This is a genomic window from Rhodococcus sp. ACPA4 (assembly GCF_002300185.1).
Classification (GTDB): domain Bacteria; phylum Actinomycetota; class Actinomycetes; order Mycobacteriales; family Mycobacteriaceae; genus Rhodococcus_F; species Rhodococcus_F globerula.
In genome coordinates, this window is the sequence record NZ_NSDY01000002.1 from 1,451,395 (window position 1) to 1,473,589 (window position 22,195).

Genomic DNA, 22,195 nt, shown 5'->3' on the forward strand with positions numbered 1-22,195 from the left:
GCTAGCGGCCGACGTCGGATCCCTGAGCGTCGGCGATCAGAATCGCAGCGTCCTCGGGGAGCAGGTAACCGCTGTCGACGGCACGCTGAGCGGCGTCGGAGAAGGCAGTGACGTACATGTCGTGACTCGGGTAGAGCTCAGTGAGTGTCGCCGCGTCGAAGGCGACCGTTGCGCCGTTATGAGGCACATGGGTTAGTTCGCCCGTCAATGTGGCAATCGGGACATCGAGTTGAGGAGTGCGCACGCCGCCGGTCGCGTTGCCGTGGCGGTCTCGCACCACCGCATTGTCGGCAGTGTCGATGATGGGTGCTGAGGTGGGTGCCGCGCCGCCCGCAGCCCACTGACGCAGCCCGCGCAAAGCGGCGTTGGCGACGTAGCGCTGCGGCCCGTCGTTGACGATCGGGAACAGGGCTGCCAGATCCCTGATGTCGGAGAACTGTCGAACATACTGTGGATGAAGGATTTTCAGAGAATAGGCGTCGGAGTGCGCTGTGCCGGCGATTTCCCAGGTTCGGATCATGTCGGTGTCGGGCTGACGAGCCGCGACAAAACTGGTGGGTCCTGGTCCACCGCACAGTTCGAAAAGCTCGGTCTCGGTGATCAACTGGAAAACCGGAACGTCGAGATCCGCGCGCACGCGGGCAGGCGCCGGATCCATGAGCATCATGCCGTCGCCGAGCGGAGCTCCGATACCTCCGCGCGCGTGAATGATCATGCCGTCGAAGACTCGTGCATGAGAATGAACGGCGTTGACGTAGGTCAGCATGCGGAAACCTGACTGTGACTGCCCGGCTGCGAGCAGTTGTGTCGGAATCAGGCCGCCAAGCGGATCGACATCGCCGGGCGCACGTAGGGCAGCGCCGACCTGAGAAAAGATGTCGTAGGAGTAATGGTCACCGGGGTGATCAAGTGCGCCGTAACGCTCGGGATCCCAGGTGAGAAGGCCCACGACCCCGTCGCCGAGGCCACTGCCTCCGGTGCTGGTGATTCCGGCAGCCTGCGCGGAAACACCCACCCACGCATACCCTCTCGTGATCTCCTCGTTCATGTGTCCGAAGTCGACATCGATATCGGTGTTGCCACTGACGTTGAGCCACTCGACAACCACGGTTCCGTTGAACCGGCTGGGGTCGGTAGGTGTGCGTACAAGGATCCGGGTGGTAAACCGTGCGGTGGGTCCTTCCGTTACCGACCACTGACCGTCGGACGCCCAGTCTTCTGCGGCGACGTACGACGCGGCGTCGCCGCTGACAAAAAACTCTCGTTCGACGTACCCTGCCGCCGCGATATCCAACGATGTTGACGTACCGGGGAACCCGTGGGATCCGCCGCCGATCGGTCCGGAAACAAGTGCAGATCGGTTGAGATGCAGAGTCATCGCGAGCGGGCCCTCCGGTTTTCGGCTACAACCGACGAGTTCGGTTCTCGCGGATGATCACACAGTGGAGGGCCCGTCGCCGAGACTTTTCCCGATGAGCGGGACGCGTCAGCGCGCCCCGAATCGCTCCTCGACTTGCTCGGCATTCAGGCCGAACTCCTCCAGGGTGTACTTGTGTGCAGGTTTGCGTGCACCGGAACGACTTTCGTCATGCATAGCCTCCATCGACTGTTGTGCGGTGGAGGTCAACGGAAGGTCGAAGTGGGTGTAGATGTTCTCGACGGTGGCGAGTGGATCGGCAACAAAATCCTGGTAGTCGACGTCGATGAATTGGGCGGGGTTGTGGTGGGCCCGTGCCGCGTCGAATTGTTCGAGCCCTCGGGCCCACAATTCGAGCTGGCTCTCGCCGATCACCTTGTCGGTGAACGTGTTCGACCACCCCTCGGTGGCTTGCGCAGCGAGGCTGCAGACCGACGGAATGATTGTCGTGGGGGAGCGGTGGGTCTGAACGATCAATGCGTCCGGGTACACAGCCATCAGTTCGTCGAGTGCAAACAGGTGGCTGGGGTTCTTGAGAACCCATCGACGATCCTGATCCGGGAGACCGATCAGCTGCAAGTTCTTCTTGTGGCGCGCATAGGCATTGGACCATTCCTGGCCCTTCAGCCAATTCGAGTACGTGGGTAGGTTGGCCAGGCACTCGTACGAGACCGACTTGAAGGTCTGCCGGAGCAGTTGCCAGCATTCTTCGACTTCACTGGCAGACATGTAGTGCACACCCATGAACTCGGGGTGTTCGACGTGGTGTTGGCCGAACGTCTCCTCGATCTTGGCGAACACCGGGTTCGATGCCCACGTATCGCGTGGCGGGCGAGGCTGCGGAAACTCCGTCAGCCACATTTCGAGACCCTGATGCGCGGGGTCGACCGTCAAGAGTCGGTGCAGCGCGGTGGTTCCGGTGCGGGGCAACCCGGTGACAAAAATCGGGCGTTCGATCTTGACCTCGGCGTGCTCCGGATGCTGCTTCCACGCAGATTCACTGAGGAGGCGGGCAACAAGTGCACCGCGGAGGAAAACGCGAGAGATTTTGCTGCCGAACGGAGTCAGGTCCTCGTCGCGGTCGTACGACTCGAGGAGAACCGACAGAGCTTCGGTGTAATCGTCGACGCCGAAATCGGTGAGCCCCGTCATCTTGGTTGCGGATGCATGAAGATCTTCGACGGTTCCGACGTGTGTGCGCTCAGCCATGATGCTCCTAGTGATGGAATTCGCCGCAGTTGACGTCGATACATTGACCGGTGATGGCGCTGGCCATCGGCGACGCGAGGAAAATTGCCGCGTCGGCAACCTCGTCGGTGGTGGGGAGGCGCTTCAAATCGGTGTTGGCCGCAGTGTGCTCGTAGATCTGCTCGACGGTCATACCGAACTTCTCGGCTTGATGGGCGAAGTAACCTTTGAGGGTGTCACCCCAGATGTATCCGGGTGCAATCGAATTGACGCGGATTCCCTGTGGGCCGAGTTCGGTAGCCAAGGACTGAGACATCGCGAGCAGTGCCGACTTTGCCATCTTGTAGCTGCCGTACCGTTCTTGAGAGTGTCGCAGAACCATCGAGTTGATGTTCACTACCGAGCCCGTCGACTCCGCCAGCGGCGCTGTGAAGAGTTGTGTCAGTCGAAGTGCGCCGAGAACGGTGAGTTCGATGCTGTCGCGGATGTGCTGATAGTCGGTGCGCGCCAACGGCTTCATCGACGGCACGGAAAAGGCGTTGTTGATCAGCGTGTCGACTTTGCCGTAGGCGGAGAGGGATTCGGCCACCAGGTTTTCGGCGGACGCCTGATCGGTGATGTCGGTGGCGACGGTGACAGCGCGTCCACCCGCGTCGACTATCTCCTTGGCGACGTCGTCCAATCGTGACTGCGTGCGCGCTGCGAGAACAAGATTCGCACCCGCCGAGGCACACCGTAGTGCCAGAGCACGGCCCAGTGCCGGGCCGACTCCGGAAATGACAACTACTCGGTCCTTCAGTAATTCGGTCATCTGTTACCCCAGCATTCGGTTGTCGATGGCGGCCTGGCGCTGAGCGATTCGCTCTGCCCATTCATCGGTAGTGATGGCGTTGGTGTCGAAATGTGGTAGGTGTTTCGGAATATCCTCAACGGCAACGATTTCGACGGTGGGACCGTCCTCGGGTGTCAGTTCACGCGAGACCCGCTGCCAGCGGAACTGCAGGATCCCGCGCGGGTGGCCGACAGTTTCGACCCAGTTGGTGACGCCGGGATTCTTCTCGCTCACCACCATTCGGATCTTGCCGTCCGGGTCTACCTGAGCCTGGCCGTTGTTGAGTGACGTTTGGTGATTGATGTAGTCGAGCGAGATGTACCACAGGCTGCCGAGTTGGAAGCCCTGATACGGCGCATCCGAGGCCGGAACGGTGATGATCATGGCCTGATCGTCGGTGAGTTCGTAGTGCCCCACCGAGGAGTACTGCGTGGCAAGACCACCCGGGGTCAGGCGAGGTTCGGTCATGGTGTTGACCGGGAGCTTCAGGTAGAACCACTCCGGGAACTGCAGCCACGTCTTGACCCGTGTGACCAGTGCTTTCCCGGCCCGCGCAAAACGCTTCTCGGTTTCCTCGGCGGTGAGCGGCGCGGGCGCCGTGCCGATCGAATCCGTCCGCTCGATCCGGATGACTCCGCGTTCCTGGCTCCAGTCGCTGTACACCTCTCGCGCGACGAGCTGTGACGATCCCGGTGCAAGGGTGTAGTAATTGGCGCGGCCATCGGCCGGTCCGGGGCCGAACCACACGACAAAACTGCCGTCGTCGGCGATCTCGAGCTCGCGGTCGTCGAACGCTATCTCGCTACCGGGCACGTTCGAGTTGGTGTAGTTGCCGCTCAGGACCTGGAAGCTGAGATCGGCTGTGGTGCCGCGCTTTCCTGTGACCTTGTATTCCTGATCGTCGTTGATGCGGGCGCCGAAGTACATCGTGTCGGGGTTGTCGAGCCCCATTTTCGTGAAGGGTCCGGTTCCCTGGATGAAACTGGGGTGGGTTTTCTCGGCGGCCCAGGCTGCGTGCATTGTCGCGATGACTCCACCTGCCAGGTACTGGTAGCCCTCGAGCAGGTCTTGTTCGGATCTGATGTGCGGGGCCGTCTCGATGAGTTTTTCGGCCTCGGCGATGGCCTGGGCAAACGGGTCCGTCAGCACGCTGGCTCCTCACAGTTCCGGCAGTGTTGCCGGCCCAGAGCGTCGTGGTACAAATATGTACCTATGGGGTAGATCTTGGTATTCTGACAATAGAACGCGTTCTAGGGAGTGGTCAATGGCTGAATTCGAGAAGCCGCATTCGGCGGGCCGTCAGTCTCCACCTACCGAACGCGTCGTGCAGGTGCTCGACTACCTGGTGGCGCGTCCCGACCAGCGTTTCGGGTTGTCCGAACTTGCCAGGACGCTCGAGATCAGCAAGCCGACTGCGCTGGGAATCCTGACGGTGTTGGCGGATCGTGGGTATCTGACGCGCGACGACGCCGTGAAGACCTACGGGCTGGGTCCGGCGCTGATCGCGGCGGGCCGGGCGGCGCAACGTGGATTTGCCGTCGGCCCGATTGCCCGGGCTCAGCTGGAGAAACTGAGCGCTGAATTCGATACGACCTGCACTGCGTCGGCGGTGGTCGGCGACCGGATCAGCGTTCTCGAAGTCACCGGGCCGGAAGGTATACGGAAAGCGGCAAAGGTCGGTCAGGTGTATCCGTTCGCTCCGCCGGTCGGATTGATGTACGTGCTGTGGGGAAGTGATCATGATCTCGAGAGTTGGCTGGCGCGGGAACCGAGCCTTCCGGTGCGCCTCGATCGGGATCGGTTGTTGACTGTGGTGCGCGACTGCCGTGATGCTGGGTATCTCGTGGAGAGTCTCGATCCGATCGGTCAACGCCTGCATACGTTGATGGCAGGTGTTGTGACACATGATCTTCCGTCCGAGGTGCGAGAATTGCTCGGCGAAATGGTGTCGAGTCTGGGGGAGCGGGTCTATCTCGGGCGAGACATCAGCTCGGACGACGAGCATCCTGTTTCGTTGATCGCGGCTCCCACGTACGACGCCGAGGGTCATCAGGCGTTGGTGTTGACGCTCTATGTCGGCGGTTCGATTACGCGTTCCGAGATCGAACGACGCGCAACGGCGTTGGTGGCGGCTGCTGATGCCGTGACTGCGGAGGTGGGCGGGCGGGTTCCGGTTCGCAGTCATTGACCGCTAGGTAGAACGAGTTCTATTCTGTGAATGCGTTCATTCTCGAACCAGTCCGGTACAAAAATGTACCGGCACCGAGTAGGAGCTGAAGCGATGCCCGCACTCCAGACCCCGCCCGCCTACGAGCTGTCCCACCTACGGGCGCTCGAGGCCGAGGCAGTCCACGTATTCCGGGAAGTTGCCGCGACTTTCGAAAAGCCGGTGCTTCTGTTCTCCGGTGGCAAGGATTCCGTGGTGATGCTGCATGTCGCGGCCAAGGCCTTCTGGCCGGCGCCGTTGCCGTTTGCGGTCATGCATGTCGACACCGGGCACAACTTCGACGAAGTAATCGAGTTTCGTGATCGAACCGTGGACCGGTTCGGATTGCGCATGGTGATCGCCAGCGTGCAGGACGACATCGACGCAGGCCGGGTCAGCGAGGAGACCGGCGTCGGGGCGAGTCGCAACCGCCTGCAAACTCACGCACTGCTCCGCGGTATTCGGGACGGGAAGTTCGACGCCGTATTCGGTGGGGCTCGCCGGGACGAAGAGAAGGCGCGAGCAAAAGAACGAGTGTTCAGTTTCCGGGACGAATTCGGCCAATGGGATCCCAAGATGCAGCGACCGGAACTGTGGAACCTGTACAACGGCAAACATCGTAAGGGCGAACATATTCGGATCTTCCCGCTCTCCAACTGGACCGAACTCGACATCTGGCAGTACATCGAGAGCGAGATGATCAATCTTCCGGAGATCTACTACGCCCACCGAAGGCAGGTAGTGCCGCGGGACGGAATGCTGTTGGCGCGCACACGATTCCTCGAACTGCGGCCAGGGGAAGAATCGTACGAAGCGCTGGTGCGTTTCCGGACTGTCGGCGACGCCACCTGCACTGGGTGTGTGGAGTCGTCCGCCGAAACGGCCGCCGCCGTCGTCGAAGAAGTGGCCGCGAGCCGGATCACCGAACGCGGAGCAACCCGGGCGGACGACCGAATCTCCGAGGCCGGCATGGAAGATCGAAAGAAAGAGGGGTACTTCTGATGCCGCAACTCCTCCGAGTCGCGACCGCGGGCAGCGTCGACGACGGTAAGTCGACGCTCATCGGCCGATTGCTCTACGACTCCAAATCGATCTTCGAAGATCAACTCGAAGCAGTTGAGCGCAGTAGTCGTGAACGCGGTGACGAGTACGCCAACCTCGCACTGCTCACCGACGGATTGCGCGCCGAGCGCGAGCAGGGCATCACTATCGATGTGGCACACCGATATTTTGCCACTCCGCATCGCAAGTTCATCATCGCGGATACACCCGGGCATGAGCAGTACACCCGGAACATGGTCACCGGTGCGTCGACAGCCGACCTCGCCCTGATCCTGGTCGACGCGCGCAAAGGTGTGCTCGAACAAACACGCCGGCATGCGTTTCTGTCGACTCTCTTGGGAATTCCGCACCTCGTGCTGTGTGTGAACAAGATGGACCTCGTTGGGTGGTCGCAGGACCGGTTCGAGGAGATCAAGGAAGAGTTCCGGCAGTTCGCGATCAAGCTCGACGTCCACGATCTGTCCTTCATCCCCGTATCGGCGCTGTTGGGGGACAACATCGTTGCGCGTACCGAGAACATGTCCTGGTACGACGGTCCGTCGCTGCTGCACCATCTCGAGCAGGTGCACATCGCGTCGGATCGCAATCTCATCGATGCGCGATTCCCGGTGCAGTACGTCATCCGTCCGCAGCAGCAGACCGATGCAGATCTTCACGACTTCCGTGGATACGCCGGGACAGTAGCCAGTGGAGTCTTCAAGCCAGGCGACGAAGTAGTAGTTCTCCCTTCGGGTTTCACGTCGACGGTCAAGGCCGTTCACGGACCGGGCGGAACGGCGATAACCGAAGCTTTCGCGCCGTCCGCCGTCTGCATCGAGCTGAGCGAGCATCTCGACGTCAGTCGCGGAGACCAACTGTGTCGGATCAACAACCGGCCACAGGTAGGCCAGGAGATCGACGCAATGATCTGTTGGCTCACCGACCAAACCACACTGTCGGAGAACAACCGGTACTCGTTGCTGCACACGACTCGTTCGACCAAGGCACAGATTGTGCGCCTCGACTACCGCCTCGATGTCAATTCGCTGCACCGCGACGAGAACGCGGAGGCGCTGTCGCTCAACGAGATCGGGCGCATCGCCATCAAAACGCAGCAGCCGCTGATGTTCGATCCCTACCGTCGTAATCGCGTCACCGGCAGCTTCATCCTCGTGGACGAGATCACCGGAAATACCGTCGCAGCGGGAATGATCAACGGCCCGACGCTCAAGGATTCACACGTCGTCTGGCACAGCTCCGAAGTCTCCCGAGAGGAGCGCGCGACAGCAGGCGCCACCGTGTGGCTTACCGGCCTCTCGGCTTCCGGGAAATCCACGATCGCAGTGGAACTCGAACGCAGGCTGGTTGCGGCAGGTACCCCCGCCTACCGACTCGACGGGGACAACCTTCGACATGGACTCAATGCCGATTTGGGATTCAGTGCACAGGACCGCGCCGAGAACGTGAGGCGGGTGGGATCGGTGGCGCAGTTGTTCGCCGATTCCGGCGCAGTCGCCGTGGCTTGCCTGATCAGTCCGTACCGAGAGGATCGGGACCGCGTCCGCGCTGCTCACAAAGCTGCAGGTCTGCGTTTTGTCGAGGTGTATGTCGATACTCCGATCGAGCAATGCGAGGCGCGGGATCCCAAAGGCATGTACGCAAAGGCGCGGGCGGGGGAGATTACGGGCTTCACCGGCGTCGACGATCCCTACGAGGTCCCTGAACACGCCGAACTGGTAATTCGGCCCGAAGACGGAACGCCTGCCGAACTGGCACAGCGAATTATGGAAGTGTTGGCGCTGTGAGTGAACCAACGCACAGCCGAACTGCCGACGCCGAGTTGGCGAAGCACTTGGCAGAAGCCGCCGGAGCCATCCTTCTCGGTATTCGAGCGGAGGGTCTTGGCGCCGGCGACGGCCGGGAATTGGGCCGGCGCGGGGACAAAGCAGCCGACGTCTACATCCTCGACCAGCTGGCCGAGACCCGTCCAGATGACGCAGTCCTGTCCGAAGAATCCGCCGACGATCGCACCAGGCTCGAAGCCTCGCGCGTGTGGATCATCGACCCTCTCGACGGATCCAAGGAATACGGGATGCCCGCTCGCTCCGATTGGGCGGTGCACGTCGCGCTCTGGGAACGAGGACACGGCATAACTGCGGCGGCGGTGTCGCAACCAGCCCTTGGGCAGGTGTACTCGAGTAACGACGCAGTGTCGGATGCACCGGCCAACCAGCCACTTCGTATTGTTGTCAGCGGCTCGCGCCCACCCGCGTTCACCGATGCGGTGGCGGCCGAGCTTGGCGCAGAGGTTGTGCACATGGGCTCGGCTGGTGCCAAGGCGATGGCCGTCGTGCGCGGCGACGTCGACGCCTACCTGCATGCCGGTGGGCAGTGGGAATGGGATTCGGCTGCGCCCGTCGGTGTAGCCCAGGCTGCGGGGCTGCACTGCAGCCGCATCGACGGTTCGCCGTTGTCGTACAACGAATCTCATCCGTATCTGCCGGACCTGGTGATCAGCCGACCAGAGCTGGCCGAGCCGATCCTGCGCGCAATTGCCAAGCACTCCACGGAGTCTGCCGTCAGCGGACGCGTAGCCATGGCGCGCGAGTACGTGAACGCGTTGCTCACTCATGACGCAACGAAGGTCCGTTTTGCCGCTGACGCCTGGCGGGTCGAGAACGGTCAGCGAACCGGTGACACCGGCGCTTTCATCAGCAACGAGCTAGAACAGGGGCAGCAATATCGCGGAATCGTCGCCATACGTGAACTCGCGCTGCGTGAGTGGGGCGAAAGCGTCGTAGCGCGGTATCTGATGGACCTCGGAACCCCGGGCCAAGCGCCTGCTGTCACGGTATTCATCACCGAGTACTTCGGAATACCGGCAGGCGAGATCGAAAGCATCATGGCAATTATCGAACCGCACCCGAAAAAGGATGACGCACAATGACACCCGACACTTTGGTCACCGAATTTTGCAAGGAATGGGCCGACGCGGACATCGCGAAGATCGTCGACTACTTCACCGATGACATCGTCTACCACAATATTCCGATGGAACCCGTGGTCGGGCGCGAGGCCGTCCGGACGTTCATCGAGCAGTTTGTGGGTGCCTTCGGCAACATCGACTTTCAGACCAAGCGTCAGGTCTCAGGCGGTGACGTAGTCATGAACGAGCGCATCGACGTCTTCAGCATCAACGGCGCGGAGGTAGCGCTACCGGTGATGGGCGTGTTCGAAGTCCGTGACGGGAAAATCAGCGCCTGGCGCGACTACTTCGACATGGCGCCGATCACGGCGGCAGCCGGCCAGGGCTGATTGTTCACTACGCCAGAATCGGGTGTGGGTAGTCCGGTGAGCGGTGCTGGAATCGGGTGATGGCCGGATTCACGATGACGCCGTCACGGATTTCGATGGCCCGCTCCAAGGTCTCGTCTGCTTTCCACGCCGTCTCGCCCGCCATGACGGCAGGTAGGTAGGGGAGAAGTGATTCGCTGATCTCCCACGATGCGGAGTTCCACAGGTACGACGGGCTGTGATCGACGCCGTAGTAGGTGATGTTGTCACCGACGATGAAGGTCGGCTCCGCGAACGAGGTGGGGCGAGCCCAGCTGAATCCCATTCCTTCGTCGCACGAGACGTCGACGATGAGGCTGCCGGGCTGAAAGTTCACGAGGTCTTCCTCGGTGAGGAACGTCAGCGGTGTATCCGTGTTCTGCAGTACACAATTGACGACGATGTCGTGCTCGGCGAGGAAGCCGGGAACAGGCACGCTGTGATTGTCGATCATCACGTGACTGCCGCGAACATCGCCGTTGTTGTTGTCGAACGAGACCATCCGAGCCGAGTGGATGGGGGAGCTGACGGCGGTGACGCCGCGTTGGGTCAGCACGTCGACTTCATGGATACCATGCGCCTTGAGTGCCGTGACGGCGCCGCGGGCGGTGGCACCGAAACCGATGACGGCAGCGGTGAGGCGTCGCCCGTAGTCGCCGGTGGAACCGATCAACTGCAAGGCATGGAGAACCGAGCTGTAGCCCGCCAACTCGTTATTCTTGTGGAAGACATGCAAATTGAAGGATCCGTCGCTGTGCCAGTGGTTCATGGCCTCGAAAGCGATGAGAGTCAGCTTCTTGTCGATCGCGATCTGGGTCAGTTCGGTGTCCTGCACGCAGTGCGGCCAGCCCCAGAGCACCTGGCCGGTGCGGAGTTCGGCGAGGTCGGCCGCCAACGGTTTCGGTAGGAGAACCACATCGGTTTCCGCCAAAATTTCCTTGCGCGTGCGGATTCCGGCCACCAGGCCTGAGAGGGTGTCGTCTGAGTACCCGAAGGCATGGCCGTAGCCCTCTTCGAGGTAGATGCGCGAGCGAAGTTCAGCGTCGATCCGATCGAAATGGGCAGGGTGGATCGGCAACCGGCGTTCTGCCGGTTTGCTCGACTGTCCGATGACTCCAAGGGTGCGTACGTTGTTCAATTGTGTATCTCTCGATAGGAGCAGGTAGAGATGTCAGGCAGGAGCCTGAGGGAAGAGCAGAAGCCGCAGGAACGCTGGCAGAATGCCTGGACCAGGACCGCCTGAGGGCGTGCTGGGTGCGCTGCTGTCGATCGCCGACGGCGTCAGAAAAGCGCGTCGGTACCAGGCCAGTCTAGCCGGGTTCGTTGATCGCCCGGGGTTCGGGCATGCGACGGTACGTTCGAGTGAGTAAGGGCTATTGCGCGCGCAGGTGTGAATTCAGCACGGCCAGTTGAATTTTGCTGGCATCCGAGTGGACTTCGCGCCCTTTGTCGGTGACGTCGATGAAGACTCCGCGCCGGTCGGCCTCGCACAGTGCTCGTTGAACCAGTCCGGCTTTCTCGAGACGGGCGACGCTGCGGGAGAGCGCACTGGGACTCAGGTACATCTCCGAGGCCAGATCCTGCATCCGTGGACGCTCACACGAGGTGTCCATGAGTCGGTCGAGAGCCTCGAAGTCGCTCATGCTCAGGCCATGCGCAGACTGCATCTGGCGATCGAGTTCGCATGCGATGTCGTTGTAGCTGGTCGACAGCGAGCGCCAGGTGTTGCGCAATTCGGATTCCGACGTCACGACCGCATTCTAGTTGAAGACTCGATTACGTGCAATTGCATTAAATGCTTGTGCATTAAGTGCATGTGCATCTATTCTCGCTGACGTGACTTGCACAGACTCGACACTCAAACCATTCGATTCGCCGGAATCCCCGGGTTCTACGGAATCCACGGATCCGGCCACAGGGGAGGGTTGGTCCCTCAAGCTGTGGGGCATACTCGCGGTGCTCTGCCTCGTGTTGTTCCTCGACGGTCTCGATGTGTCGATGGTGGGCGTCGCTCTACCGTCCATCGGCGATGAACTGGGCCTGTCCACTACTTCGCTGCAGTGGATCATCAACGGCTACGTCCTCGGATTCGGCGGACTGCTGCTGCTGGGTGGACGCACCGCCGACCTCCTCGGGCGTAGGAAGGTCTTCCTGATCGCTCTCACCGTGTTCGCAATCGCCTCGCTGGTCGGTGGCCTCGTCGACAACGGAACACTGCTGATCGCATCACGATTCGTGAAGGGGCTCGCTGCCGCCTTCACCGCTCCGACCGCGATGTCCATCCTCACCACGACGTTCAAAGAAGGTCCGGCCCGCAACCGGGCACTGTCCGTGTTCTCGGTATTCGGTGCCAGCGGCTACTCGTCCGGACTGATTCTCGGCGGGCTGTTGACCAGCGCCGGTTGGAGATTCACGTTCCTGATGCCGGTGCCCTTCGCTGTCATCGCGCTGATCGGTGGGTACTTCCTCATTCCGCGGGACCGTCCCGCGGACAACGGCGGACACGACCTGGTTGGCGCCGTCACGTTGGTGACGGGAATGCTGCTCACGGTCTACACGATGGTCTCGGCCCCGACTCGTGGTTGGGCGCACCCGATGACCTTGGGGTCGTTTGCCGTGGCAGCGGTACTCTTGGCGACGTTCTTTGTCGTGGAGAAGAAGGTGGCACATCCGCTTGTGCGCCTTGGACTTCTGCGCGTCGGCAGCATCGTCCGCGCGAATCTCGCCATCATCGCGCTCTTCGGGTCCTATCTGAGCTTCCAGTTCATGATGACGATCTTCCTGCAGTCCGCCCTCGGCTGGTCGCCCCTGAAGATGGCGATGGCACTGCTCCCCGCCGGCATCATCGTTGCCTTCGGTTCGCCGTTTGTCGGACGGTTGGTCGACCTGTACGGCAGTGCCAGACTCATCATCGCGGCACTGACGTCGCTGAGCGTCGGGTACCTCTGGTTCCTGTTTGCCGGGAGTGATTCACCGTCATACGTTGTGGCAATTCTCCCCAGCGTCATTCTGCTCGGCCTCGGATTTGCCTTGGGCTACACCTCGATCATGGCTCAGGCAACCTCTGGCGTCGACGACTCGGAGCAAGGTTTGGCCTCGGGTCTGGTGAACACGTCGGCTCAGGTCGGTGCGGCCCTTGTGCTGGCACTGACGACGGCCCTGGTGACAGCCGGATCGCATACCGTGACTGGCGCGGGCACTGCCGGGTTCCAACAGTTCCATCCCGGACTGATCCTGGTTACCGGCGTTGCGCTGGTGGGCTTGGCCATCACCGTTTCGCCATTGGTACGGGGAAGATTGGTGCGGGGAAGATCGGTGCGTGGCAAGCGCGCCGATGCGGAGAAGGAGTTGACGCCCGTCTCCTAGCAAAATAGTTCAGCCGCGCAGGAATTCTCCTGCGCGGCTGAACTATTTTCGATCGTGACTAACGCGAAGCGGACCCAACAGCACTGTCGAAGTCGGCAGTGCTCGCTTGCGAGCCGAGGATCATGGCCAGGCGCACCAACATGCCTTCACGATCAGCCGGCTCGGCCTGATCGAGTGCGTTGGAGAGTGCCAACCACACGTGCTCACGACGGGCATCGTCTCCGACCGCTGCAGCTGTCACGGACACTGCCGCGTCGAAGTGGGTTGGCGCAGTTCCGGCGGTGAGATGCTTGGCTACATCGCCCAATTGTGCGGGATCGCTGATCCGGCACAGAACCAAACCGTCGGGGCGGATCACGAAGATCTCGCCGACGCGAGCACCGAGTGCAGCCGCGAGGTCGCCGCTAGCGTCGTCGACCGTGGCATCGGCACCGCCCACGGTGATGACCCGCACGGTTTCCGGTGCAAGTGCGCGAGCAAGAACATCGGCCTGCGCGGCAAGTTCGGAAGCCAATTCAGCCGACAGGCCGAAGGCCAGCACACCGAATCCCGTACCGCGCAAACGATTCAAGGAGGTTTCCGAGCCGTCCGCCGAGACCGCGACGATCCTGTCTTCGAGCGGATCACCGGGCAGGACGCCTTCGGTGCCCGGAGCGGTGGGCCACGTCAGCGGTGAGAGGTGGGCGTGCGTAGCGCTCGACTGGCGCGGATTGATCAGGTGCGCGAATTCGCCTCGAGTGGTGGCGAGTTCGAGCACCGCGTCGCGGGTGGTTCGGTGTCCGTGGCTACCCGGGGACATGATGAGCGTCGACTTGCCTGCATTGTCGACGTTCTGCTGCCACGCGCTGCGACGTTCCGTCGAATACGCGTCGAGGATGGCGGTATCGGACGCTCCGTTGATGACGGAGGCCAACTGCCACACCAGGGTTTCGGCGTCTTCCATGCCGGAGTTGAGGCCACGAACACCGAAGATAGGGACGAGATGCGCTGCGTCGCCGGCAAACAGCACGCGGCCGTGCGTGAAATCTTCCAAGGCCAGTGCATGAGCGCGGTAGAAACCGAACCACTCGAGGGTCCACGGGATGTCGCTCTGCAGCCATTCGAGGTGGCGCGTGATGCGGTCGCGGATGCGATCTTCCTGCGTCTCCGCTTCGGGATCGTCCGACGCGTCGAGTTGGTAGTCGATGCGCCAGATGTCACGCGGCTGGCGGTGCATGATGATCGTGGAACCCGGGTTGCTTGGCGCGTCGAACCACACCAGACGCTCGGCCGGTAGTTCCGATTCCCAATGAATGTCCGCGATGACGTAGTTGCCCTCGTAGCTGTTGCCCTGCAGGCGGATTCCGCTGAGTTCGCGCATCTTGCTACGGCCACCGTCGGCGGCAACGACCCAGGCGGCACGCAGTTCGCGAGTTCCGAACGCGGTGTCGACGGTCAACGTCACCTCGTCGTCGCCGGTTGCGATGCCCGCGATCGACGACGACCAGTGGAAGTTCACGAGGGGGTGAGCGAGCAGCTTGTCCGTCATGATCTGCTCGAACTCGGATTGCGACACGTTGACCATGGGGCCGCGCGCGTCGTGATCGGCGGAGGCCATACGGAAGTGCAGCACTTCCTGATCACGGTAGTAGCTCCGGCCACCCACCCACGGCAGAACGATGTCTTCGAGTTCGGCGCCGAAGCCGAGACGCTCGGCAACTTCGAGGCTGTGCCGCGACACGCAGATCGCGCGGCTGCCGAACGAAACCTGATCTGCCGCTTCGAGAATTGTGACGGGAATGCCGCGCTGGGCCAAGCCCATGGCAACGCCCATGCCGACGGGGCCGGCTCCGACGATCACTACCGGGAGCGCGTCGGCCGACGGAGCCAGGGACGCAAAATCCTCGGCGGCGTACTTCTTCGGATGAAAGTAAGTCGACATGATCACGAGGCTTTCTGTGCGGCAGAAGGTTCGGGGAGCAACAGGATCGAGACGAGGCTGATCACGGCGATTCCCACGAAGTAGACGGTGATGGCGAGCGACGTGCCGAATCCGGCAAAGAGTGCGGTGGCGATCATCGGGGCCAGGCCGCCGCCGAGAATGGCACCGATCTGGTAGCCGAGCGACGCTCCGCTGTAGCGGATGTGGGCGGGGAACAGTTCGGCGAACAGCGCGGATTGTGGGCCGGCGCAGCAGCCGAGCGTGAAGCCAAGGCCGATCATGGCAAACAACATCGCCGGGATGATCGCGGTGTCCATGAGCGGGAAGAATGCTGCCGCGGCGACGACCAACGCGATTGAGCTACGGATATAGACGGTTCGGCGTCCGATCGAGTCCGACTTGTGCGCGCTGAATGCCATTCCGGCCATCCAGAAGGGGCAGGACGCGATGAGCAGGAACAGCATCGTGGTTTTGCTGAATCCGAGTTCCTTCTCGCCGTACTTGAGGACGTACACCATGTACGCGTACGCGATTCCGTTGGTGGCGATGAAGGTGCCACCGGCGAGCAGTACGGTCTTCCAGTGCTTGGTCAGCACCTCGAGGATCGGCAGTGTCTCGGCAGGAGCGTCGTCCTTGGACGCGGTGAACTCGTCACTTTCCTCGAGTCCGAGTCGAATCCACATCGCGACGCCCACCAGAACAGCGCTGAGCAGGAACGGAATTCGCCAACCCCAGGAGTTGAAGGTGCTGTCGTCCATGAACGCGGCGAGCGGCAGGTACACGAGGTTGGCCATCAGCACACCGGCCGGAACGCCGATCTGCGGCGCCGCGCCGTAGAGGCCCTTCTTGCCTTCTGGTGCATTTTCGGTCGCAACCAGGACTGCTCCACCCCATTCGCCGCCGACGCCCAGGCCCTGGATGAAGCGGAATGTCACGAGAAGGACGGGCGCAAAGACACCGATCGAGTCGTAATTCGGCAGCAGGCCGATGGCAACGGTCGCGCCGCCCATCAGGAGCAGCGAGAGTACGAGCATGGACTTGCGTCCGATGCGGTCGCCGAAATGTCCCATCACGATTCCGCCGATGGGGCGCGCGATGAATCCTACGGCGAGTGTAGCGAAGGCGGCCAAGGTTCCGGCGAGTTCGGACGTGCCGGGGAAGAACTGCGTGCCGAGTACAAGCGCCGCAGCGGTGCCGTAGATGAAGAAGTCGTACCACTCGATGGCGGTGCCGACAAAGCTGCCGAGGGCGGCTTTGCGCGCTTTGGCGCTCGCGGCAGCGCGCACCGTATGCGGCGTGGCGGTGGAGGTCATGAATTGCCTTTCGACATGAATATCGCTTGAAGACACAATGACGCGCGCCACAACACTTGAAAAGCTAAAGAATTGGAGGTTCTTCCACGGAAAAATGATGGAAGGAGAGATTTGTCCTGGTCGGGTCGTTATTGCCGATCGTCCTGCTGTGAAACGAATTCTATAAAACTTCGTGCCACTCGACTGAGGCGTGCGTGCTGGTGCCAGGCGAGCACTACGTCCACCGAAGGAACTGCGGGCGATCCGATCGTTTTCACGACTACCTCGAGACCCTCGTACGTAATGTCCATCTTCGGGCGCTGGAGCAGGAGCGTCCAGCCGAGACCGCGCCCGACAAAGGCTCGCGCCGTCTCGAAGTTCCCGGTTCGGTAGGCAACGTCCGGGACGAACCCGCCGAGGCGACACACGTCGAGTGCGTGTTTGGTGCTCGGTGGTGCGTTGAGGAGGACCATCGGAAACTTGGCGAGATCAGGGAGATGAATGGGGTTCTCCGATTGCGCCAACGGGTGCTCGGCGCTCAAGACGATCAGAGGTTGTCGGGTGGTCAACGGAATCGTGCGCAGTTCCGACGAGAGATCCAGGTCGTACGCGATCGCAAGATCCAACTCGCCGTTTTCCAGATGGGTCTGCAGTCGGTTCTGGTTGTCCTCGCGAAACTCCACCTGTGTTGCCGGGTAGGTGCGTGTGAAGCCGGCGATCATCGACGGCAGAATTGTCGGCCCCAATGCGGGGTAGCACCCGATCGCAATGGGCCCGGAAACGGTGCCGGCAGTTCCGAGTGCGTCGGACTCGAGTTCGTCGGCCTGTTGCAGGAGGGCGCGTGCGCGCACCAGAACGGATTCGCCGGTGCGAGTGAGTTGAACGCCGAATGATCGACGACGAACGCACAGTTGAACTTTCAGGGCGCGTTCGAGTTCGGTGATGGACGCTGACAGTGCCGAGGGGGAGAGGTGCATGAGATCGGCGGCAGCGGTGATGGTTCCGGTCTCTGCTACCGCCACGAACGCGGCAAGCTGACGCATCGTGTAGGTCGGGGCAGAATCGCGGCGCGGCATGCTGCCAACGGTAGTCGCTGAGAAATGAGGCCCGAAAAATGTGGCACCGAGACGCGCAGCCGGTAAGAAAACCTGCGCTGTCGTGGTGCCCCCGGCAGGATTCGAACCTGCGGCCTTTCGCTCCGGAGGCGAACGCTCTATCCCCTGAGCTACGGGGGCGCACCGATAAAAATCGGTGTGCCGACTTGGGCTGCGTTAGCGTAGCGCATCACACCCGCATGTGGTCAAACCGGCCCCACATAAGAATGCGTCGAGCGTCGGTAACTAAGACATCCGTGCGGTTTGCACCTAGGCTCGCCTCTGGGCACAGGTTCGGGCGGACCGCTCGGGCACCCTCGTGAAGTACGGGAGTCGACGATGACCGATCATCAGTATTCCGACGACGATCTCGAGCTGGACCTGCAGTGGTGGGCAGCCGCGAACTATCTGACCGTCGCGCAGATTTACCTGCAGGACAACACTTTGCTGCGAGAACCGTTGCAAGCGAAGCACATCAAACCCCGACTGCTCGGGCATTGGGGAACCAGTCCGGGTTTGTCGATGATCTACACGTTGCTGAATCGGCACATCGTTGCCACCGACGCGGATTGGCTGTACGTGACGGGGCCCGGACACGGCGGACCGGCATTGGTCGCGTCGACGTACCTGGAAGGGACGTACTCGGAGATCTATCCCGACGTACCGGCGGACGGTGAGGGTATTCATCGGATGTGCCGACGGTTCTCGGCTCCGGGCGGTGTGCCGAGTCACGTCAGCGTGCAGACTCCCGGCAGCATTCACGAAGGTGGCGAGTTGGGGTACGCGCTCGCACACGCGGCGGGCGCCGCGTTCGACCATCCGGACTTGTTGGTGGCATGTGTCATCGGTGACGGTGAGGCGGAAACGGGTCCGTTGTCGGGATCGTGGAAACTCCCGGCCTTCCTCAATCCGCGTCGCGATGGAGCGGTGCTGCCGATCCTGCACGTCAACGGCGCCAAGATCGCGGGACCGACGGTGTACGGGCGCAGCAGCGACGAGGATGTCCAGGCGTTTCTCAGCGGTCAGGGGTGGGATCCCGTTGTTGTGTCCGGAGATGATCCCGGTGCGGTCTTCCCGCAGTTGTACCGAGCAATAGTCAATGCTCACAACATGATTCGTGATCGGCAGGCGAAGGCGCGCGGCGGCAAGGAGTGGTCGGGTAAATGGCCGGCGATTGTCCTGCGCACGCCCAAGGGGTGGACAGGGCCGCACACGGTTGACGGGAAATTGGTGGAAGGTACCCACTGGGCGCATCAGGTGCCGCTGTCGGGAGTGCGCACCAACGAAGCGCACCTGCGCCAACTCGAAGAATGGATGCGTTCCTACCGGCCGGACGAGTTGTTCGACGCAAACGGATCATTGCGACCCGACCTGGCCGCGTTGGCCCCTGCCGGCGACAAGCGGATGGGCAGCACGCCGTACGCCAACGGTGGGCGCCTGCGCGTCGACCTTCCCGTGCCGGCCCTCGAGAAGTACGCGCTCCCCATCGAATCGCCGGGTTCGACGTTCCACGAGACCACCCGGGTACTCGGAGAATTGCTCCGAGACGTCTACGCCGCCACCGAAACCGACGACGGCGGCGGAATCTTCCGACTCTTCTGTCCGGACGAGACGTCGAGTAACCGACTCGGCGCCGTCTTCGAGACAACAGAGCGCTGTTGGCAATTGCCGATCACCGAATTCGACGACGGACTCTCCACAGACGGACGAGTCATGGAAGTGCTCAGCGAGCACCTGTGTGAGGGTTGGCTCGAAGGCTATCTGTTGTCCGGCCGGCACGGAATGTTCGCCAGCTACGAGGCCTTTGCGATGGTGAGCGTCTCGATGCTCATCCAGCACGCCAAATGGCTCCAACATGCAGTCGAATTGCCGTGGCGCGCTCCGGTGGCGTCGCTCAACGTACTGCTCACAAGTACGTGTTGGCGTAACGATCACAACGGTTTCAGCCATCAGGGCCCGGGAATGATCGACGCCGTGATTCCTTTGGCGCCCAGTGTTATCCGTGTGTGGCTGCCGCCGGACTCCAACACGTTGCTGTCGATTTCGGATCACTGCCTGCGCAGCACTGATCACGTGAATCTGATCGTCGTCGACAAGCAGCCACATCTGCAGTACCTCACGCTCGAGCAGGCACACGCGCACTGCGCTGCCGGTGCTTCGGTGTGGGAGTGGGCGGGAACGGAAGTTCACGGCGACGAGCCGGATGTTGTGCTCGCGGCAGCGGGAGACGTTCCGACACAAGAAATTCTTGCCGCCGCCCAACTGCTCCGAGAGCACACTCCGGACCTACGGGTGCGGGTGGTCAACGTCGTCGACCTCATGGCGTTGCTGACGCCGACCGAGCACCCACACGGATTCGGTGAGCGAATCTTCCTCGATCTGTTCACCGCGCAGACCGACGTCGTGTTCGCGTTCCACGGCTACTCCCGCGCAATTCACGAGCTCATGCACGGGCGGCCATCGCCGGAGCGTTTCCACGTTCGGGGATTCAGTGAACAAGGAACCACCACAACACCGTTCGACATGGTCGTGCTCAACAAGATGAGCCGCTACCACCTGGTGATCGAGGCACTACGACGCTCGAAGCGGCGAACGGCCGGATCTCCGGAGCTGGCCGAATTCTGTCGGTCGCAGCTGGAGAAGCATTCCCGCTACATCGTCGAACACCTCGAGGACATGCCGGAAATAGAAAACTGGACCTGGTCCTGAAGTAGATCAGGACCAGGCCCAGTTCGGGTCTGGAAAAGAGCCGGATTAATTCATCGGCAGTGGAGCGGCTCCGCGCGCGGCCAGCATGCTGGTCATCAGTGCGGACTCGCTTTGCTGCGTGTCGACCATCGTCTGTGCCAGGGACCGCACCGGGCCCTCGGTGGCATCGGCTGCGGCGTACTCCATCATCGGGAGTCCGCCCTCGTGGTGACGCAACATCAGCTGCAGGAACAGGACGTCGAGTTCGGTGCCGGACGCGGCGCGCAGTGCGGCCAGGTCCTCGGGTGACGCCATGCCCGGCATGGTGTCGACCGGGCCCGAATGATCCATGTCCATCGTGCTCGAGGTCCCGTGCGAACTGTGCCCGGACGAGTCGGACGACATCCACTCCATGTACGGGCCGACCTTGCTGAGGGGTTGGTCCCACATCGTCAGCCAGGCCTGCATCTGGCCGAGCTGATTCTGCTGCGTGGTCAAGATGTCGTAGGCCAACGTGCGTACGTCGTTGTCGGTGGACTTCGTCAGCGCGATGGATGCCATGTCGACGGCCTGGCTGTGATGCACGCTCATGTCCTGCGCAAAGCCCACATCGACGGAGTCCGATGCCGGGACAGTCAGTGAGGACTCGGCGTCTGGACCCAACATGTTGGTGAGCGCACCAAGGGCGAAGCCGATTGCGATAGCGCCGATCAACCCGATGATCAGCAGCGCGGTGCGCTGACTGGGCTTCGACGGCTGGTCGGTGTCTGGCACGTTATCCACCCGCGGGAATCTGCTCGTCGGTAGCTGCCGTGGTGCCTGCGCCGTCCATCGGAACGGCGTCGGGGCCCGGAGCGGTGGGATCGAACGGTGACGTTTCCGGACTGAACAGCGGGTTGGAGCAGCTGGCGCCGACCTCGGGGTAGGTATTCGGGTTCTGGTTCAGCGCGGTGATGAACTGGTCGATGCGCTCGTCGTCGGCGTTGTCGACTTCGAGGCGATGGCCCCACGACTGGAGCGAGATGGGGCTGCTCTGGCCCGGGTACGGCGACATCAGCATGTAGGACTTGCCGCTGACGCGTGTCGCCAAGCTGTCGATCTGGTCCTGGTCGACAAGATCGGGGTTGTACGAGATCCAGATGGCGCCGTGCTCGAGGGAGTGGACTGCGTTCTCGGTCCGGATCGGGTCTGCATACACGGTGCCGGTGCAGTTCGCCCACGTGGAGTCGTGCGGTCCACCGAACGGCGGGGTCTGGTCGTAGGCGACGCGCTGCGTGGCCTCGACGTGCTGACCGGCCGGGTACTCGATCTTGAGGACACCGTCGATCTTGTCGGACGGATCCTTGTTCTCCGAGCTGTACTTATAGGGCTCCAGCGCCTGCTGCTCCTCGACCTTCGGCCACAAGTTGACGGCGAGCACTGCAATCAGTGCAAGCACGAGCGCACCGGCGCCGATCGTCAGCCACGGGATCTGGCGAGGGGCGGGAACGCCTCCCTTGCCTTTCTTGGCCGGACGGCCACCCTTGTTGGCAGCCTTGATGGCTTTGGCTGATTTGGCCCCGGATTTATTATTGGGACCGCGACTATCCGAACCGCTTGGCATCGATTGGGCTCTTTCGGTGTGTGGGCAAATATGCAGCAGACCCTCCCGTCGGACGTACGTGACGGTAGCTCGGGCATTACCACTGTACTTTCCGAGTCTGAGGGCAATCTGGGAGAGTGGCGTGCGACACGCCCAAATCGGTCGTCAGCCTACCCGCAGGCGGCCCGGCGCGAGGCGAGTCTCCACCTCGAGTGTGCAGGCAATAAGATGAATA

The 22,195-nt window shown here is 61.9% G+C and carries 18 protein-coding genes and 1 tRNA gene; 7 read left to right on the forward strand and 12 right to left on the reverse strand.

Going from position 1 to position 22,195, the window contains the following annotated elements; genetic code table 11:
- Position 1: 1 nt before the first annotated feature.
- The 4 genes from CJ178_RS29930 to CJ178_RS29945 form a co-directional block, all read right to left on the reverse strand.
- A complete protein-coding gene (locus CJ178_RS29930) occupies positions 2 to 1,378 on the reverse strand; it encodes an alpha/beta hydrolase domain-containing protein (protein WP_095888636.1) in 1,377 nt (458 codons plus the stop codon).
- Between the two features lie 108 nt (positions 1,379 to 1,486).
- Entirely contained in the window at positions 1,487 to 2,626 is a 1,140-nt protein-coding gene (locus CJ178_RS29935) for a sulfotransferase family protein (RefSeq protein ID WP_033236076.1), read from the reverse strand.
- Positions 2,627 to 2,633: 7 nt separating this feature from the next.
- The gene (locus CJ178_RS29940; RefSeq protein WP_033236077.1) at positions 2,634 to 3,416 is read right to left on the reverse strand and encodes an SDR family oxidoreductase; all 783 of its coding nucleotides are present in this window, start codon (positions 3,414 to 3,416) and stop codon (positions 2,634 to 2,636) included.
- A gap of 3 nt (positions 3,417 to 3,419) precedes the next feature.
- Positions 3,420 to 4,586 carry a hypothetical protein gene (locus CJ178_RS29945; RefSeq protein WP_095888637.1) on the reverse strand — a complete coding sequence of 389 codons (1,167 nt, stop codon included), beginning with the start codon at positions 4,584 to 4,586 and terminating at the stop codon, positions 3,420 to 3,422.
- 115 nt (positions 4,587 to 4,701) lie between these two features.
- Here CJ178_RS29945 and CJ178_RS29950 point away from each other — a divergent pair, with 115 nt between their 5' ends.
- The 5 genes from CJ178_RS29950 to CJ178_RS29970 all read left to right on the forward strand — a co-directional run bounded on the left by CJ178_RS29950 (position 4,702) and on the right by CJ178_RS29970 (position 9,999).
- Positions 4,702 to 5,625, forward strand: coding sequence for a helix-turn-helix domain-containing protein (locus CJ178_RS29950; protein WP_095888638.1), 924 nt, complete (start codon positions 4,702 to 4,704; stop codon positions 5,623 to 5,625).
- 93 nt (positions 5,626 to 5,718) lie between these two features.
- On the forward strand, positions 5,719 to 6,645 hold the full coding sequence (gene cysD, locus CJ178_RS29955) for a sulfate adenylyltransferase subunit CysD (protein ID WP_092807641.1): 927 nt from the start codon (positions 5,719 to 5,721) through the stop codon (positions 6,643 to 6,645).
- Complete coding sequence (gene cysC, locus CJ178_RS29960; RefSeq protein ID WP_095888639.1) at positions 6,645 to 8,489, forward strand: adenylyl-sulfate kinase; 1,845 nt, start codon at positions 6,645 to 6,647, stop codon at positions 8,487 to 8,489. Before cysD ends, cysC begins: the two co-directional genes overlap by 1 nt.
- The gene (locus CJ178_RS29965; protein ID WP_095888640.1) at positions 8,486 to 9,631 is read left to right on the forward strand and encodes a 3'(2'),5'-bisphosphate nucleotidase CysQ; all 1,146 of its coding nucleotides are present in this window, start codon (positions 8,486 to 8,488) and stop codon (positions 9,629 to 9,631) included. Before cysC ends, CJ178_RS29965 begins: the two co-directional genes overlap by 4 nt.
- Positions 9,628 to 9,999 (forward strand): limonene-1,2-epoxide hydrolase family protein, encoded by a 372-nt coding sequence (locus tag CJ178_RS29970; RefSeq protein WP_033236083.1) that lies wholly within the window; start codon positions 9,628 to 9,630, stop codon positions 9,997 to 9,999. Before CJ178_RS29965 ends, CJ178_RS29970 begins: the two co-directional genes overlap by 4 nt.
- 7 nt (positions 10,000 to 10,006) lie before the next feature.
- Here the strand turns inward: CJ178_RS29970 and CJ178_RS29975 are convergent, their stop codons facing one another.
- The gene (locus CJ178_RS29975; RefSeq protein WP_095888641.1) at positions 10,007 to 11,155 is read right to left on the reverse strand and encodes a N(5)-(carboxyethyl)ornithine synthase; all 1,149 of its coding nucleotides are present in this window, start codon (positions 11,153 to 11,155) and stop codon (positions 10,007 to 10,009) included.
- 235 nt (positions 11,156 to 11,390) lie between these two features.
- Positions 11,391 to 11,768 (reverse strand): MarR family winged helix-turn-helix transcriptional regulator, encoded by a 378-nt coding sequence (locus CJ178_RS29980; protein WP_033236085.1) that lies wholly within the window; start codon positions 11,766 to 11,768, stop codon positions 11,391 to 11,393.
- Positions 11,769 to 11,853: 85 nt separating this feature from the next.
- Here CJ178_RS29980 and CJ178_RS29985 point away from each other — a divergent pair, with 85 nt between their 5' ends.
- On the forward strand, positions 11,854 to 13,383 hold the full coding sequence (locus CJ178_RS29985) for an MFS transporter (protein WP_095888642.1): 1,530 nt from the start codon (positions 11,854 to 11,856) through the stop codon (positions 13,381 to 13,383).
- Between the two features lie 58 nt (positions 13,384 to 13,441).
- Here the strand turns inward: CJ178_RS29985 and CJ178_RS29990 are convergent, their stop codons facing one another.
- From CJ178_RS29990 to CJ178_RS30005, 4 genes are all read right to left on the reverse strand, one after another.
- Positions 13,442 to 15,304 carry an FAD-dependent monooxygenase gene (locus CJ178_RS29990; RefSeq protein WP_095888753.1) on the reverse strand — a complete coding sequence of 621 codons (1,863 nt, stop codon included), beginning with the start codon at positions 15,302 to 15,304 and terminating at the stop codon, positions 13,442 to 13,444.
- 2 nt (positions 15,305 to 15,306) lie between these two features.
- Positions 15,307 to 16,617 (reverse strand): MFS transporter, encoded by a 1,311-nt coding sequence (locus CJ178_RS29995; protein WP_033236087.1) that lies wholly within the window; start codon positions 16,615 to 16,617, stop codon positions 15,307 to 15,309.
- A 128-nt stretch (positions 16,618 to 16,745) separates the two neighbouring features.
- The gene (locus CJ178_RS30000; RefSeq protein WP_095888643.1) at positions 16,746 to 17,672 is read right to left on the reverse strand and encodes a LysR substrate-binding domain-containing protein; all 927 of its coding nucleotides are present in this window, start codon (positions 17,670 to 17,672) and stop codon (positions 16,746 to 16,748) included.
- Between the two features lie 83 nt (positions 17,673 to 17,755).
- Positions 17,756 to 17,831, reverse strand: a tRNA-Arg gene (locus tag CJ178_RS30005).
- Between the two features lie 198 nt (positions 17,832 to 18,029).
- On the opposite strand from CJ178_RS30005, the gene CJ178_RS30010 reads away from it, so the two are divergent.
- Entirely contained in the window at positions 18,030 to 20,399 is a 2,370-nt protein-coding gene (locus CJ178_RS30010) for a phosphoketolase family protein (RefSeq protein WP_095888644.1), read from the forward strand.
- A gap of 45 nt (positions 20,400 to 20,444) precedes the next feature.
- On the opposite strand, the gene CJ178_RS30015 is transcribed toward CJ178_RS30010, so the two are convergent.
- Positions 20,445 to 21,152: a DUF305 domain-containing protein gene (locus CJ178_RS30015; RefSeq protein ID WP_372472295.1), complete on the reverse strand. Its 708-nt coding sequence runs from the start codon at positions 21,150 to 21,152 to the stop codon at positions 20,445 to 20,447.
- Position 21,153: 1 nt separating this feature from the next.
- Positions 21,154 to 21,981, reverse strand: a complete 828-nt coding sequence (locus CJ178_RS30020) for a DUF3105 domain-containing protein (RefSeq protein WP_095888645.1) — start codon at positions 21,979 to 21,981, stop codon at positions 21,154 to 21,156.
- Positions 21,982 to 22,195: the final 214 nt, after the last annotated feature.

What these genes read in the sequence shown, in the direction of transcription:
- cysD (WP_092807641.1), top strand. Translation starts at nt 5,719, where the DNA reads ATGCCCGCACTCCAGACCCCGCCCGCCTACGAGCTGTCCCACCTACGG.
- CJ178_RS29930 (WP_095888636.1), bottom strand. Translation starts at nt 1,378, where the DNA reads ATGACTCTGCATCTCAACCGATCTGCACTTGTTTCCGGACCGATCGGC.
- CJ178_RS29970 (WP_033236083.1), top strand. Translation starts at nt 9,628, where the DNA reads ATGACACCCGACACTTTGGTCACCGAATTTTGCAAGGAATGGGCCGAC.
- CJ178_RS30000 (WP_095888643.1), bottom strand. Translation starts at nt 17,672, where the DNA reads ATGCCGCGCCGCGATTCTGCCCCGACCTACACGATGCGTCAGCTTGCC.
- CJ178_RS29950 (WP_095888638.1), top strand. Translation starts at nt 4,702, where the DNA reads ATGGCTGAATTCGAGAAGCCGCATTCGGCGGGCCGTCAGTCTCCACCT.
- CJ178_RS30010 (WP_095888644.1), top strand. Translation starts at nt 18,030, where the DNA reads ATGACCGATCATCAGTATTCCGACGACGATCTCGAGCTGGACCTGCAG.
- CJ178_RS29935 (WP_033236076.1), bottom strand. Translation starts at nt 2,626, where the DNA reads ATGGCTGAGCGCACACACGTCGGAACCGTCGAAGATCTTCATGCATCC.
- CJ178_RS29995 (WP_033236087.1), bottom strand. Translation starts at nt 16,617, where the DNA reads ATGACCTCCACCGCCACGCCGCATACGGTGCGCGCTGCCGCGAGCGCC.
- CJ178_RS29990 (WP_095888753.1), bottom strand. Translation starts at nt 15,304, where the DNA reads ATGTCGACTTACTTTCATCCGAAGAAGTACGCCGCCGAGGATTTTGCG.
- cysC (WP_095888639.1), top strand. Translation starts at nt 6,645, where the DNA reads ATGCCGCAACTCCTCCGAGTCGCGACCGCGGGCAGCGTCGACGACGGT.
- CJ178_RS29940 (WP_033236077.1), bottom strand. Translation starts at nt 3,416, where the DNA reads ATGACCGAATTACTGAAGGACCGAGTAGTTGTCATTTCCGGAGTCGGC.
- CJ178_RS30020 (WP_095888645.1), bottom strand. Translation starts at nt 21,981, where the DNA reads ATGCCAAGCGGTTCGGATAGTCGCGGTCCCAATAATAAATCCGGGGCC.